17 protein-coding genes are annotated in these 14,310 nt (G+C 62.1%); 10 read left to right on the top strand and 7 right to left on the bottom strand.

The window, feature by feature from the left end:
* Positions 1-71 precede the first annotated feature (71 nt).
* Together CO660_RS18975 and CO660_RS18970 are read right to left on the bottom strand one after the other, a co-directional pair.
* Positions 72-659 carry a hypothetical protein gene (locus CO660_RS18975; protein WP_097600027.1) on the bottom strand — a complete coding sequence of 196 codons (588 nt, stop codon included), beginning with the start codon at positions 657-659 and terminating at the stop codon, positions 72-74.
* 26 nt (positions 660-685) lie between these two features.
* Positions 686-1,072, bottom strand: coding sequence for an acyl-CoA thioesterase (locus tag CO660_RS18970; RefSeq protein ID WP_085778525.1), 387 nt, complete (start codon positions 1,070-1,072; stop codon positions 686-688).
* A gap of 270 nt (positions 1,073-1,342) precedes the next feature.
* On the opposite strand from CO660_RS18970, the gene CO660_RS18965 reads away from it, so the two are divergent.
* From CO660_RS18965 to CO660_RS18935, 7 genes are all read left to right on the top strand, one after another.
* Positions 1,343-3,160, top strand: a complete 1,818-nt coding sequence (locus CO660_RS18965) for a methyl-accepting chemotaxis protein (protein WP_097600026.1) — start codon at positions 1,343-1,345, stop codon at positions 3,158-3,160.
* Between the two features lie 151 nt (positions 3,161-3,311).
* A complete protein-coding gene (locus CO660_RS18960; RefSeq protein ID WP_097600025.1) occupies positions 3,312-4,658 on the top strand; it encodes an extensin family protein in 1,347 nt (448 codons plus the stop codon).
* 115 nt (positions 4,659-4,773) lie between these two features.
* Positions 4,774-5,121, top strand: a complete 348-nt coding sequence (locus tag CO660_RS18955) for a CAP-Gly domain protein (RefSeq protein ID WP_097600024.1) — start codon at positions 4,774-4,776, stop codon at positions 5,119-5,121.
* A 101-nt stretch (positions 5,122-5,222) separates the two neighbouring features.
* The gene (locus tag CO660_RS18950; RefSeq protein WP_097600023.1) at positions 5,223-5,843 is read left to right on the top strand and encodes a hypothetical protein; all 621 of its coding nucleotides are present in this window, start codon (positions 5,223-5,225) and stop codon (positions 5,841-5,843) included.
* A gap of 196 nt (positions 5,844-6,039) precedes the next feature.
* Positions 6,040-6,435, top strand: coding sequence for an Ohr family peroxiredoxin (locus CO660_RS18945; RefSeq protein WP_097600022.1), 396 nt, complete (start codon positions 6,040-6,042; stop codon positions 6,433-6,435).
* A 101-nt stretch (positions 6,436-6,536) separates the two neighbouring features.
* Positions 6,537-7,667 carry a DUF3095 family protein gene (locus CO660_RS18940; protein ID WP_097600021.1) on the top strand — a complete coding sequence of 377 codons (1,131 nt, stop codon included), beginning with the start codon at positions 6,537-6,539 and terminating at the stop codon, positions 7,665-7,667.
* A gap of 74 nt (positions 7,668-7,741) precedes the next feature.
* Positions 7,742-9,043, top strand: a complete 1,302-nt coding sequence (locus tag CO660_RS18935; RefSeq protein WP_097600020.1) for an epoxide hydrolase — start codon at positions 7,742-7,744, stop codon at positions 9,041-9,043.
* 21 nt (positions 9,044-9,064) lie between these two features.
* Here the strand turns inward: CO660_RS18935 and CO660_RS18930 are convergent, their stop codons facing one another.
* Both CO660_RS18930 and CO660_RS18925 read right to left on the bottom strand, forming a co-directional pair.
* Complete coding sequence (locus tag CO660_RS18930) at positions 9,065-9,478, bottom strand: NUDIX domain-containing protein (RefSeq protein WP_097600093.1); 414 nt, start codon at positions 9,476-9,478, stop codon at positions 9,065-9,067.
* Between the two features lie 69 nt (positions 9,479-9,547).
* On the bottom strand, positions 9,548-10,048 hold the full coding sequence (locus tag CO660_RS18925) for a MarR family transcriptional regulator (protein ID WP_097600019.1): 501 nt from the start codon (positions 10,046-10,048) through the stop codon (positions 9,548-9,550).
* 244 nt (positions 10,049-10,292) lie between these two features.
* Here CO660_RS18925 and CO660_RS18920 point away from each other — a divergent pair, with 244 nt between their 5' ends.
* Complete coding sequence (locus tag CO660_RS18920) at positions 10,293-10,688, top strand: Rap1a/Tai family immunity protein (RefSeq protein WP_097600018.1); 396 nt, start codon at positions 10,293-10,295, stop codon at positions 10,686-10,688.
* Here the strand turns inward: CO660_RS18920 and CO660_RS32840 are convergent.
* Positions 10,661-10,855: a hypothetical protein gene (locus CO660_RS32840; RefSeq protein WP_141504878.1), complete on the bottom strand. Its 195-nt coding sequence runs from the start codon at positions 10,853-10,855 to the stop codon at positions 10,661-10,663. The two genes, CO660_RS18920 and CO660_RS32840, sit on opposite strands and share 28 nt — an antisense overlap.
* Before the next feature lie 299 nt (positions 10,856-11,154).
* Here CO660_RS32840 and CO660_RS18910 point away from each other — a divergent pair, with 299 nt between their 5' ends.
* Complete coding sequence (locus tag CO660_RS18910) at positions 11,155-12,114, top strand: acetylxylan esterase (RefSeq protein WP_097600016.1); 960 nt, start codon at positions 11,155-11,157, stop codon at positions 12,112-12,114.
* Complete coding sequence (locus CO660_RS18905; protein WP_097600015.1) at positions 12,111-12,839, top strand: alpha/beta hydrolase-fold protein; 729 nt, start codon at positions 12,111-12,113, stop codon at positions 12,837-12,839. The genes CO660_RS18910 and CO660_RS18905 overlap by 4 nt, the downstream gene beginning before the upstream one ends.
* A 13-nt stretch (positions 12,840-12,852) precedes the next feature.
* On the opposite strand, the gene CO660_RS18900 is transcribed toward CO660_RS18905, so the two are convergent.
* The gene (locus CO660_RS18900; RefSeq protein WP_097600014.1) at positions 12,853-13,845 is read right to left on the bottom strand and encodes a dihydroxyacetone kinase subunit DhaK; all 993 of its coding nucleotides are present in this window, start codon (positions 13,843-13,845) and stop codon (positions 12,853-12,855) included.
* A 51-nt stretch (positions 13,846-13,896) separates the two neighbouring features.
* Positions 13,897-14,310, bottom strand: a complete 414-nt coding sequence (locus CO660_RS18895) for a hypothetical protein (RefSeq protein WP_097600013.1) — start codon at positions 14,308-14,310, stop codon at positions 13,897-13,899.

The raw sequence follows: 14,310 nt of genomic DNA, 5'->3' as shown, positions 1-14,310 counted from the left end.
CTTGGGCTCAGGGCGTTCGTCGCTGCAATCGATTCACTGGATCGATTGCTCGGGCTTCGCCCGACCGCTCCTCACCCCAACACATCATAAAGCCGGAAGATGAAACTGACCTGATAGACCAGGTTGACGATGACGAAGGTCGTGTGGAAGCGGCGGTTCGCGGTCCAGGCGGCGAGGGCGCAGAGGAGGATGTAGACGAGATTGCGGGCGGGATATTCCCAGCCGAGCGATAGGATGCGCTCCGGACCTTTGATCGCAGTATCGAGGATATCGACGGCATAGATCAGGCCGAGGACGCCGAAGAACCATTTGCGTCGCGAAATGAAATATTCCTCGTAGCCGCCATATTCGTCGAGGCTTGCCGGAAAGAGCAGGGCGCAGAGCAGGAAGAACAGGCTGCAGAAGCAGACGAGGAAGAGATAGATGCCGAAGCCGATGGCGGGCACGGCCTGCAGCCGGTATTCCCACCACCAGATATGGATGATGAAGAGGAACAGGGACAGGGCCCAGCCAAGGTGAACGGGATAAACCTTCGCCTTGGCCGGATGCTGGACGATGCCGGCGATGCCAGTGAGCAGCCTCGCGAGTGAAAGGCTGATGACCATGCCCATCACCACCTTGATGTGAAGGAAGACCTCCGGCGAGCTGACCGTTTCCATGCCTTATCCCCTCGGGTTCAAGCTTGTCACTCCGCGGGGACGGCCTTGGGTTTGCCCTCCTCGTCGAGCGCCACCATGATGAAGGTGCCGGCGGTTACCTTTTCCATCTTGGCGTAGCGCGAGCGATGCGCCCAGGCTTCGACGATCAGCGTGATCGAGGTACGCCCGACACGCTCGACATCGGTATAAACCGACAGCGTATCGCCGATCTTGACCGGCAGCTCAAAGGCCATTTCCTTAACCGCTGCGGTGACGACGCGGCCCTTGGCGCGCTCGGCGGCGCGGATGCCGGATGCAAGGTCCATCTGCGCCATGACCCAGCCGCCGAAGATATCGCCGGCCGGATTGGCATCGCCCGGCATGGCGAGCGTGCGCAGCGTCAGTTCGCCTCTGGGCTTGGCGGTGTCGGTCATGGAAAATCCCTCACTGTCTGGATCGATTCTGTCGTGACGTTAGGCGAACTCCGTGTCCGTACCAATGCCTTTCAGTGGGACGGCCGGCTGCGGGACTAATATTCGCAGCTCGCAGCGATTTAAATTCCCTTCAAATTCAGGTGGTTCAATTTTGCAACCGTCGCCTCACCTTACGTTATGTGAGAATCCACTAATCCAACTTTACCGTCCGGTAATTCAGCTGTTCCAGTATGTGACGAACTACAAATGTAAGAATCGCCGGGAACCCTCATGCGCAACGTCAAGATTTCCACCCGTCTTTACTGCCTCGTCGGCTTCACGCTTGCCGTGCTTGCGGCGACGATGGTCTTCTTTCTGAACTATTCCTATTCCGAGTTGCAAGCGGAGCGGAAAGCGGGGCTGGAGAAGATGGAGGCGACGGCGCTCGGCATTTTCGACAAATATTACAAGATGGAACAGGCGGGCACCATGACCCGCGAGCAGGCGCAGGCGGCGGCCAAGGACGTGATCGGCGCGATGCGCTACGGCGCCGACGGCTATTTCTGGATCAACGACATGCGCCCCGCCATGGTGATGCACCCGATCAAGCCGCAACTGAACGGCACCGATATCTCCCAGATGAAGGACCCGACCGGCAAGTTCCTGTTCGTCGAGTTCGTCAACAAGGTGAAGAAGGACGGCAAGGGCTTCGTCGATTATTACTGGCCGAAGCCGGGCGCCGATGAGCCGGTGCTGAAATATTCCTATGTCGCCGGCTTCGAGCCCTGGGGCTGGATCGTCGGCACTGGCGTCTACGCCGATGACCTGGCGGCGCTGTATCGTCAGAATGCGATCTGGGCGGCAGCGCTCTGCCTGCTCGGCGCAGCACTTACGATCGCGATCGCCTACGCCATCGTGCGCAGCGTTACGGCGCCGATCGCCCGGCTGAAGACGGCGATGAATGCGATCGCCGCCGAGGAAGCATCGGTGGAGATTGCCGGCAGTGCGTGCCGCGACGAGGTCGGCCAGATGGCCAAGGCGCTGCTGGTGCTGCGCGACTCCGTCGACGAACGCAGCGCGCTGCGCGGCCGTGAAGACGAAAGGCAGCGGCAGATCGAGGACGAACGCCGCGGCAACGAAGCGAGCCTGCGCTCGGCTTCCGAGCGGCAAAACCGCGCCATGCAGGCGCTCGGCGTCGGCCTGGAGAGGCTTGCAAGCGGCGACCTCACCGTTGCAATCGGCGATATCGGTGAGGACTACGCCAAGCTCAGGAATGATTTCAACGCCGCCGTCGATGCGCTGAACGGCGTCATCCACGCGATTGCTGAATCGAGCCGGGTGGTCAACGGCAGCGCATCCGACATCAGCGAGGCGACCGGCAATCTGTCAAAGCGCACCGAGCAGCAGGCGGCGGCACTCGAAGAGACGGCGGCCGCCCTCGATGAGATCACCGCCACGGTCAAGACTGCATCCGAGCGGGCGAACGAGGCGCGCGAGATGGTGGCCGAGACCAAGGCGAGCGCCGGCCGCTCCGGCGACATCGTTCGCAACGCGGTCACCGCGATGGGCCGGATCGAGGAATCGTCGAGCCGCATCAACCAGATCATCTCGGTGATCGACGAGATTGCCTTCCAGACGAACCTTTTGGCGCTCAATGCCGGCGTGGAAGCGGCGCGGGCCGGAGAGGCGGGCCGCGGCTTTGCCGTCGTTGCCCAGGAAGTGCGCGAACTCGCCCAGCGCTCGGCCAACGCGGCCAAGGAGATCAAGGAGCTGATCAGTCGGTCGGCAACCGAAGTCGAAGGCGGCGTTGCGCTGGTGCGCTCGACCGGCGATGCGCTTTTGGAAATCGAGGCGTTGGTCAACCAGGTCAATGATCACGTCGCCTCGATCGCGACTGCGGCGCGCGAGCAGTCGACCGGACTGAACGAGATCAACAGCTCCGTCAACCACATGGACCAGATGACGCAGCAGAATGCGGCGATGGTCGAGGAGACGACGGCGGCAAGTCGCACACTCGCTGACGAGAGCACCCAATTGAAGGCGCTGCTTGCGAACTTCCGCCTGCGCGGAGAGCAGCCCCCTCAGGCCCGCTACACACGGGCAGCGTGAGAAACGGGACAGATCAAAGGCCGGGCGACCGGCCTTTTTCATATCTGTCGCGTCCAGATTGTGCCGGTAAGTTTTCATTCACCGTTTTTAATTAAAATTGGACCGAGTTTTTTCGGTCACTCTGCGGCCGGCCTATGGAAGCGATAAGAGTATGGCGTTTGTTTCCTTTCCTCGGCGAGCCTTCCTGCCCGTGCTGCTGTCGGCGGCGCTGACGACCTGTTCGATCAGCGATGGGCTGGTGCCGCCGGCCAATGTCGACAACGGCACCAGGGTCAGTTCGATTTCGCCGTCGCGGGGTGCCGCGCGCATGGCGCCTGCCGTGCAAATGGCGCGTGCGGAGCGCCTTGCGCCCGCGGAAAGTCAGGCCTCCTATCCCGTTTCGAACGCGCCGGTCGATACCAGCCAGAGTTCGGTCGATTATCTCGACACGCCGAATCTCGCCGGCGCCGGTCACACGGCACAGGCGCCGCAGACACTGGCCGCGCCGGCAGGCCGAGGCCGCAAGCTGCCGATGATCGACAGCGATGAGGCGCTGGCGGCCGGCCAGCCGAACGGCAACTGGGGCGGGACGCAGAACCTCGTTGTCCCGTCCGGCGGCGTCAACATGGATGAAGAACTCGGGGCCGAACCGGTCGTCGGGCTGGCGCAGGAACAACAGCAGCAGATCGCCGAGGGCAATGCCAGCGAACCTGTCGTCGACGGCATCGGCACCGACAATCCGGCTCAGATCAACCAGCCGATGCGCCAGCCGGCGCCGCGGTCAATGCCGCAGCCGGCAGCACAGGCCGAGATGAGCCGGACACCCGCCTGGAACGACGGCAGCCCGGTCTTGGAGCCAACCCGCGTTCCCGAAGAGGACGAGAGCGAAGAAGTGGCGATGCTGCGGCCAAACAACCCGATGATGAGCGAGCCCGTCGCGCCGGTCGATCCGAGCGTCATGCCGGCCTCCGAGCTTGCCTGCCGGCGCGAGCTGAAGCGCATGGGCGTGCTCTTCGACGAGAAGCCGCCGATCTCGCAAGGGCCGGCCTGCCAGGTGCCCTATCCGGTATCGCTGAAGGGGCTTTCCGGCAATATCGGCGTCAAGCCGGCCGTGACGCTGAACTGCCAGGTGACGCTCGCCTTCGCCAAATGGGTGAAGAACGAGCTGGCGCCGTCCGCCCGCTTTCGCTACTGGAGCGGCATCAAGACGATCCAGCCGCTCGGCGGCTATTCCTGCCGGCGCATGAACAACAGCCGGCAGCGGTATAATCCGATGTCGGAACATGCGCGCGGCAATGCCATCGACGTCGGCAAGTTCGTGCTGAAGAACGGCCACGCGATCGACGTGCGCAAGAAGGGTCTGTTCTCCTATCGCGAGGGCCGGCTCCTGAAGGCGGTGCGCACCGACAGCTGCCGCTACTTCAATACCGTGCTCGGGCCGGGCAGCAACCCGGAACACTGGAACCACTTCCACTTCGATCTGCGCTCCCGCAAGAGCGGCAAGGTCTATTGCGATTAGGCGAAGGCGCGGCTGCCGCCGCGGCAATTGGGCCCTGGTTCAAGAAAAGAGTTCATCCCAGCCGCCGGACGCGCTATGGACCGGCGAGGCGGATTGCTATTGGAAAGTCTGATCCATGAGCTATGAATTCCATGTCGGCCAGAAGGTCGTCTGCATCAACGATACCTTCAAGCATGTCAGCATCGACCAGCTCATTCGCAAAGGCGAGATCTACACGATCCGCTGGGTCGGCGAATATACCCACTATGTCGACGGCACCTTCATCGGCGTCAAGCTCGCTGAAATCCACCGAGGCAATGATGACGGCCCGGAAGGTTATGGCGCTGCCGACATGCCCTACCGCGCGACGCGGTTCCGGCCGCTGGTGAAGGACAAGATCGCCTCCCTGCGCAAGCTGCTCGCCCCGACACCGGATGCGCCGGTGGAGCCGAAGGAAAAGGTTCGGAACAAAGAGAACGTCTGAGCGCCGGTCTCACCTCAACGGCTCCAATGCTGCGGCGACATGATTGTGCCCTCTGGTCGCCTATGCGACAGTCGGCAGCGTGACACGCCGAGGAGGGGCCGGTGCGGACGATTTCGATGATCCTGGGGCTTTGTGCCGCCATCGCCATCAGTGTTGCAACAGCAGGAGTGGCGGCCGCCGATCCGCTCGTTTTCAGCTATCATGGATGGCGGGTCGATCTCACCAATGCCAGAGGTGCGGACCCCGACAAGGAGATGGTCGCGGCCGTCAAAAGGCAGCTCGACATCGTCGAGCATGTCAATCTGAAGCCCGATGTCCTCGCCTTCATGCGGACGATTCCGATCTGGGCCAATCCCGCCGCCGCCGGTTTCGGTCCCGGCCATTACAGCAGCAAGACCGGCATCGACCTGCGTGTCAGGAGCCTCGATCCCGACAAACCGATCATCCTGCACGAGCTTCTGCACGCCTATAACGACCGGATGCTGCCCGGCGGATTCGGCAATGGCGATGTCGGGCAATTCTTCAACAACGGCCGCGGGCTTTGGCCCGGCGATTCCTACATGATGAGCAACGATCGGGAATTCTTCGCTGTCACGGCGAGCGTGTACCTGTTCGGCGATATCGAACGGCCGCCCTATTCGCGCAGCCAGTTGCGACAGAAGCAGCCGCGATATTATCAGTGGCTCGCCACCCTCTTCGACGACGGCCGGCCGCGGTCTTGAGACCCTAACGCCAATCAGGCCGTTTTCCAGCTCAGCAACAACGCGCTCTTCCACGAGGCAGCCTTCCACCTGCGGTCAAAATAAATAAATCGTATCCGATTAAATCGGAATGGTGTTGACATCGATTTCCAATAGGAATATTAAGGCGCATCCGAATAAAGCGGATGCGATATAAATCCATCGAAAGGACACCATCATGACCGAGAAGCTTCTTTTCACTGGCAAGACCCACATCGCCGGCGGCCGCGAGGGCTATGCACGCAGCAGCGACGGCACGCTCGACATCAAGCTGCCGCAGCCGCATCCGGCGGCCGAGAACCTGTTCGGCGCCGCCTGGTCGGCCTGCTATATCGGCGCCATCGAGCTTGCCGCCTCGCAGCGCAAGATCGCGCTGCCCGCCGGTCCCGAGGTCGACGCCGAGATCACTCTCAATACCGACAACGGCTCCTTCTTCCTGCGTGCGCGCCTCAATGTCAGCCTGTCCGGTATCGAACGCGACGTCGCCGAGGAACTGATTGAGGCAGCCCATGGCATCTGCCCTTATTCCAAGGCGACGCACGGCAATATCGACGTCGAAACCCGGCTTGTCTGACCGGAAGGGCCGGCGCATTTCGCCGTCATCTTCGAAGCGGGGGTCTGCCGATTTGCGGCAGACCCGAACCAGCCTCTATCAACCGATCCGGAGAATATGCCATGATCGACAGCCATGCAGAGCCACACCGGGCCTATGACGAGTTTTCGCTCGTGGTCGATCCCGATGTCTACGAGCCGCTGCCCGATGATTGGCTGATCGGCATCACCGACGTCGTCAGTTCGACGGCGGCGATCGGGGCAGGGCGCTATGAAGACGTCAATTATGCCGGCGCCTCGATCATCGCGGCACTCGGCAATGCCTGGGGCTCGTTCGATTTCCCCTTCGTGTTTCGCGGGGACGGAGCGGCCTTCGCGTTGCCGCCGCACGGGATCATGGCCGCGACATCGGCCTTGCGGCAGGTGGCGAGTTTCGCCACGACTGATCTTCACCTCGACCTTCGTGTCGGACTGCTGAGCGTGCGCGAGATCCGCGCCGCCGGTCGCGACGTGAAGATCGCGCGCTATGCCGCCTCCGAGACTGCGACTTATGCGATGTTTGCAGGCGGCGGCCTCAAATGGGCGGAGCAGCAGATCAAGAATGGCCGCTATCTGGTCAAGCCGGGGCGCTACGCAACGAGGCCGGACCTCACAGGCCTCAGCTGCGATTGGGCGCCGTTCCCGAGCCGGCAGGGAGAGATTCTGTCGCTGTTGGTCGAGCCTCGCGACCACACCAGCCCGGAGATTTTTGCGGCGCTGGCGAAGCGCGTGCTTGCTGTTTTCGATACTGCATCGCGCCGGTCTTATCCGATTTCGGCAGAGAGCGCGGTGCCGAGGGATGGCGCAAAGCAGGTCAGTGCGACAGCCTGGTCCGAAGTCGCCTCCAATTCGGATTTCCGCAAATTCGACGACGGTCTGCGTCTGACGCTGGATTGCGCGCCGGAAGAGATCGACAGCGTCGAAGCCATTCTCGTCGCGGCAAGGGCACGCGGCGAGATCGATTTCGGCCTGCACCGCCAATCGCATGCGCTGATGACCTGCCTGGTGCCGTCGGGCCGGCCGGATTCGCACCTGCATTTCCTCGACGGAATGGGCGGCGGCTATGCGAAAGCGGCCGAGATGATGGAGCAGGGCGCGCTTGCAGCAATGTCGTCGCGCCAGCCTGAAAAGCAGCCAGGGCAGCAGAGGCATAGCCTGAGGGGTGAATTGACCCCCGGAATGCCCGGGCGCATAGTCCCGGGCAGACGCGAATGACCTGCTGTTACAAACGAGGCCGGCCAGTCGATCCTCGTATCCCGTCCACGCAGATCGAACGATAGGAGAGCGTCATGTCCCCCACATTTTCATTATCGCCGACGCGGCGCGAGCTGCTTGCGGCCACGGCCGCCGCCGGAGCCATCAGCCTTATCGCCGGCGTGCCCGGCGCGTGGGCGAACGGCGAGGAGATCCGCCCGTTCAGCGTCAGCTTCCCTCAGGATCAGCTCGACGATCTCAGACGGCGCGTTGCGGCGACCCGCTGGCCCGACAAGGAAACGGTTGCAGGCGACGGGCAGGGCGTACAGCTTTCGACGATCCAGAAGCTCGCGAACCATTGGGCGACGGATTACGACTGGCGCAAGATGGAAGCGCGGTTCAATGCCTTCCCGCAATTCATCACCGAGATCGACGGGCTTGACATTCATTTCATTCACGTCCGCTCCAAACATAAAAAAGCCTTGCCGATCATCATGACGCATGGATGGCCTGGATCGATCATCGAGCAGTTGAAGATCATCGAACCGCTCACCGATCCGACAGCGCACGGCGGCAGCGAAGAAGACGCCTTTGATGTGGTGATCCCGTCTTTGCCGGGCTACGGCTTTTCCGCGAAGCCGACGGGATCGGGAAGCTGGAATCCGCCCCGCATCGCGCATGCCTGGACGACGCTGATGCAGCGCCTCGGCTACACGAAGTTCGCGGCGCAGGGCGGCGACTGGGGCAATGCGGTCACCGAACTGATGGCGGTGCAGCAACCGCCGGGATTGCTCGGCATCCACACCAATATGGCCGCTACGGTTCCCGCCGACATCGCCAAGGCTCTCGCTGCCGGCGGCCCGCCGCCCGCTGATCTCGCGCCGGACGAAAGACGCGCCTGGGATCAGCTCGACGATTTCTACAAGAATGGGCTCGGCTATGCCATCGAGATGAACAACCGGCCGCAGACGCTCTACGCGATCGTCGACTCGCCGGTTGGTCTCGCCGCGTGGATGCTCGATCACGACATCCGCAGCTACCGGATGATCGCGCGGGTATTCGACGGAGAGAGCGAGGGGCTGACGAAGGACGATATTCTCGACAATGTCACGCTCTACTGGCTGACGAACACGGCAATCTCGTCGGCACGCCTCTATTGGGAAAACGCGCATCATCCGACCGGAGGTTTCTTCGACCCCAGGGGCATCAAGATCCCGGTCGCCGTCAGTGCTTTTCCCGACGAGATCTACCAGGCGCCGCAGAGCTGGGCGGAGAAGGCCTATCCGAAGCTCATCCACTACAATAGGCTGGCGAAGGGTGGTCACTTCGCCGCATGGGAGCAGCCGATGGCCTTCACTGCCGAACTCAGGACGGCATTCCGGCCGCTGCGGCAGTAGATCACGAAGCGCGCCGCGCTTTCAGTCTTTGCCGCTTCCTCGTATTGCGAGGCTTGCGAGGATGTCACCGAGCTGGGATGGCGCCAGCTCGGTTTCCTGTTCGATCTCGGCGGCAGTGAACCATCTGAGTTCGGTATGTTCGTCGCCGACCAGTTGCGGCAATCCCTGCCATTGATCGACGTGATAGACGTGAAAGGTGGCCGCTGACTCAGGCGGAGCTTGCGATACGAACTTTGCCGCAAGCCGCCACCGCTCCGGCGTGATGCTTATTTCCTCCATCAATTCCCGGCGCATCGCCGTCTCGGCGTCTTCGCCATTCTCGATATGGCCGCCGGGGAGGCTCCAGCGACCCGGATAGATCCTGCGCTCCGAATTTCGCCTTGCGAGAAGCAGCATCCCGTTGCGGCTCAAGGCACCCATCGCGATCTCGGGCATGTGGTCTCCTCGCTGCGGAAGAAAATGCGTCGCCGCAAACATGTCACCAGCTTGTGACTGCTGTCGCCATCATGGCTTTTCCGGTTCGGCCTGCGCTCGCAACAGGTTGTCGCGCAACCTCGTCACCGATTGCCGTACGACGGGGAAATCATCGCCGAGGCCACTGGCGGCAATCAGCGTGCCGCCGGGGTCGACCTCAACGAGGAGATCGCGCCCAGCCGGCGTCAGGCTTACGCGGACCTGCCGTTCATCGGCGGGATCGCGATGGCGCGTGAGATAGCCTGCCGATTCCAGCTTCTTGAGGATCGGCGTCAGCGTATTGGATTCGAGGAAGAGCTTTTCCCCCAGCATGCTGACCGTCTGGCCGTCCTCCTCGGAAAGGGCGACCAGGGCGATATATTGCGTGTAGGTCAGGCCAAGCTCGTCCAGGATCGGCTTATAGGCGCGGCCGAACGCGAGATTGGCGGAATAGACGGCGAAGCACAGGAAGTTCGAAAGCTTCTTGCTGCTCTCGCCGGGTTGCGGGGAGGCGGGCATGTCGGGTGCTTTTGTGTTTTTGGATGCGGGCATGGCTCTATCCGTCCAGCTTGTTGAATGCCGATATCTATATATCGCATCCGATTAAATCGCAAGCTTCCCGTGCCGGATTCTGCGTGAAACAGTGCAACCGACGCTGCGCCAGACAGCCTCGCAAGAGCGCTGGCGGTTGGTATCTGCAACTTTCGACTGCGGCAGAAAAGATGACACTTTTAAAGCTAATTTCCGACACCTTTCCGATCAAAGCTTCGCGCTATTGCGAGCTTCGGGAGGGACTATGTCGGGCATTCTTATCGCCACCTTGCTGGCCACGGTTTCAGCAAAGATTCCCGTGGACTTTTCAAGCGGTGACCTGCTTTATTCTGATTGCAGCGGCTCCCGGCAGTTCGTCGTCGGATATGTTGCCGGTTGGTTGGACAAGTGGAACCGGGACGATTATCTCGCCCGCCGTATTTTCACCGAAGTCGTTCCTGTCCCGAAAGCAATGGTGAACTCGGCTTATTTTTTCAATTCCGTCGGAGCAAACTTCTGTGTGCCGGTTGGAACCACCGCGGAATCGATCGGCAATACGCTGTGCACATTCCTCGAACAGAATCCCGGCATACGCGACGCCAGTGGTGACGAACTGATGACGACCTTGATCGCCTACAAATACCGCTGCCCCGCGCCGTAGGAGCCGCGGACTCGCACCGCCTCGACGGGAATTTCGACCTCGCTCACAAAGTCCGGATCGCCCCGGCCGACAAGCATTCCGAGCACCTGCGGATGGGCATGCGGCGTTTCCGTCGTCGGCTGCACATCCGGATGTGCGTCGATCCACAAGACGCCGAGCGCTTTCATAGCGCTTGTTGAGATAGGCGATCGGCGCGAGATCGACGAGGCAATCGCCGCCGATGGTGAGAACCTTGGCGGGCTGGTGCTTCTCGATGGCCGGCGGGCCGAGCGCGCCTGTTCGAGAACCGCTGTCTTCGCGAGAATACCGTCTTCAATCGTGAGGTCACGGCCATCCGGCGGAGGGATCGGAACACTTTCCTCAAGAGCCTCGGCGGGCGGAAGAAGCCAGGAGAGATGCCAATGGCCGCTTCGGAGTAGGAGCGGCAAGGCTTGCGCGGCCGGGGCTTTCACGCGACAAAGCCCGGATGAGCATTCCCAAGACACATCCCTTCGCCTTCGACCCGACCTACGGCATGCGGCTCGAAGAGCTTCTGGCGATCGAACCGCCGGAAGAGCCTTCGGGCTTCGATGCGTTCTGGGAGGCGCGGTATCTGAAGGCGCTCGATGTCGATCCGCAGCCGGTGCTTTCCCGCAGCAAGCTCAGCCATCCCGACTGGCACGTGCTCGATCTCGTCTATCTCTCGACCGATGCGTTCAAGATCGGCGGCTGGCTGCTGTTGCCGCGCGAGGGACAAGTGAAGCGAGGTCTCGTCGTCGGGCATGGGTATGGCGGGCGGGATCAGCCTGACTTCAATCTGCCGGTCGAGGAAACGGCGGTGATCTTCCCCTGCTGCCGCGGACTGTCGCTGAGCCGGCGTCCGCCGATTTCAGAGAACCCGTCCTGGCATGTGCTGCACGATATCGACAAGCGGGACACCTATATCATCGGCGGCTGCGTAGAGGATATTTGGCTTGCCGTCTCGACGCTTGTTACGCTCTATCCCTGGCTCTCCGGCCATATCGGCTATAGCGGCATCAGCTTCGGCGCCGGCGTCGGGGCGATGGCGATCGCCTACGACGAGCGCATCGATCGCGGGCATCTGGCGCTTCCGAGCTTCGGCCACCAGCCGCTGCGACTGAAGCTGCCGAGTGTCGGCAGCGCGCAGTCGGTGCAGGAATATCAGGCCGACCACGGCAACGTGCTGGAGACGCTGCGCTTCTACGATGCAGCGACCGCGGCGCAACGGATCGACGTGCCGATGCTGACGGCGGTGGCGCTTTTCGATCCTGCCGTTGCGCCGCCCTGCCAGTTCGCTGTCGCAAATGCGATACGGAAATATAATGAAACCTTCATCCTGGACGCCGGTCATTTCGATTACCCTGGAGGCGCTGAACAAGAGGCGGCGCTTCGCGACAAGATCGGACAGTTCTTCAGGGTGACATGAACCGCGAATATCTCAGCTGGTACAGTCCGCGCCTGCATCGGGAGATGGAGATCTTGGTGTTCGGACATGCCGGCGCCAAGGTGTTGGTGTTTCCGACGCGGGAAGGGCGCTTCTTCGAATATGAGCAGCTCGGCCTGGTTGCGAGCCTCGCCGACAAGCTTTCGGCCGGTCATTTGCAGCTCTATTGCATCGAGGGACTGGCCGCCGACAGCCTCTATGGTTTCCACCATCATCCGGCCGAGCGCATTCGTCGGCATGCGGCGCTGGAAGATTACATCCTCCACGAGGTGCTGCCGCTGATGGCGGCGAAAAATCCGCACGATTGCACCATCGTGCATGGATGCAGCCTCGGCGCCTTCCAGGCGGCGAGCCTCGTCTTCCGTCACCCGCATCTCTTCCGCAAGCTCGTCGCGTTTTCCGGCCGCTACGACCTGACGATGAAGGTGGAATCCTTCGGCGACCTGTTCGATGGCTATTACGACGACAGCGTCTACTTCCACACGCCGACGCATTTCCTGCCCGGCCTCGGCTCCGACTGGCGGCTCGACAGGCTGCGCGAAATCGACATCGTGCTGACCATCGGCGATGCCGATCCCTTCCTCGACAACAACCGCTATCTCAGCCGGCTGCTCGGCGAAAAGAACATTCGCCACCAGCTGCATGTCTGGGACGGCCGCGCCCACCGCGCCGGCGCCTGGCGGAAGATGGCGCCGCTCTACATTTGATATGGGAAGGCGGTCACGGCCATCGCAAAGCAGCTGTCGCTACCGGCGCGTCCCAAAGCGCGATCTCCTCGTCGGTCAGTAAGGCGAGGGTGACGGACAGTCCCTGCATGTCGAGCGAGGTGACGTAGGTTCCGACAAGCGAGCGCTCGATCGAGATGGCTTTCTCCTCGATGAAACGGCGGGCGCCGGCGTAGGCGAGGTAGAGTTCGGCGGGCGGCGTGCCGCCGAGGCCGTTGACGAAGAGCAGCGCCCGGGCGCCCGGCGTTACTACGATGTCGGCGATAATGGTTTCGCAGAGATCGCCGATGATGGTATTGGCAGCAGCGAATGGTTGCCTGGCATGACCGGGCTCGCCGTGAATACCGACGCCCATTTCCATCTCGTCGGGTCCGAGCGAAAACGTCGTGCGCTCGGTCTGCGGCACCGTCACGCCGTTCAGCGCGACGCCCATCGACCGGATGCGGCTGTTCAGCCCCTCGCCAAGCTGCTTCAGTTCGGCGAGCGGCATGCCGCGTTCGGCCGCGGCACCCAGGATCTTTTCGACGATCAGCGTTCCCGCGACGCCGCGCCGGCCGCGGCCATCGCCCGTTCTCGATGTCTCGATATCGTCGCTGACGACGATCATGTCGAGGCCGTGGCGGTCACCGGCCATCTCGATGGCCATTTCGAAATTCATCAGGTCGCCGTCGTAATTCTTGACCACGAGCAGGCAGCCGGCGCCGGTATCGGCCTCTTCGATGGCGGCAATGATCTGGGCGGGCGTCGGCGAGGTGAAGATATGGCCGACGCAGGCGGCATCGAGCATGCCCTGGCCGACGAAGCCGATATGCATCGGCTCGTGGCCGGCGCCGCCGCCTGATATCAGCGCCACCTTGCCTGCTGTGAGATGGCGGCGGCGGATGCATTTGCGCTCGGCCCCGAACACCACGAAGGCCTCATGGGCGCGCACGAAGCCTTCGACGCTTTCGGCGACCATGGTTTCCGCGGTGTTCATGAACTTCTTCATCAAGCCCCTCCCAAGGCCAAAAACATTACGCTACGTCAGTCCGCTCACCATTCACTGCTCGCTCGCCCCTGAGATCGCGACGATCTTCTGCACCAGATCGGAGATCGCCTCTTCCAGCAGGCGGTTTTTCCTGTCGTCGCCGAAGTCGGGCACCATCAGCGACAGGTGCCGCAATTTCTCGGAATGGCCGAGATCCGGGAGCTTGCCGGGATGGGCGGCTTGATAGGCTTCGAGAAAGCGTTCTTCCTCAGTGGCGCTGAAGTGGCAGACGCGCACGATCGTCGCGAGATGGCGCGCCGGCAGTGGCGTCGCATAGGTCGGGCTGGTGATCTGGGTAACGAAGCTGCGGTGCTTGCCGAGCGCCGTCGCCAGGCGCTGGCGCGTGCCGGACGGCCTATTGTCGATGATCTGCGCCAGAATGGACTTGTAGGCGATTATGGCGTCTTCGGTGTCTTCGCGCGCCAT

The sequence above is a fragment of the Rhizobium sp. L9 genome (genome assembly GCF_002531885.1).
Classification (GTDB): Bacteria; Pseudomonadota; Alphaproteobacteria; order Rhizobiales; family Rhizobiaceae; genus Rhizobium.
The sequence above is the reverse complement of the archived record's forward strand: the minus strand, read 5'-3'. Positions and strand labels throughout refer to the sequence as shown.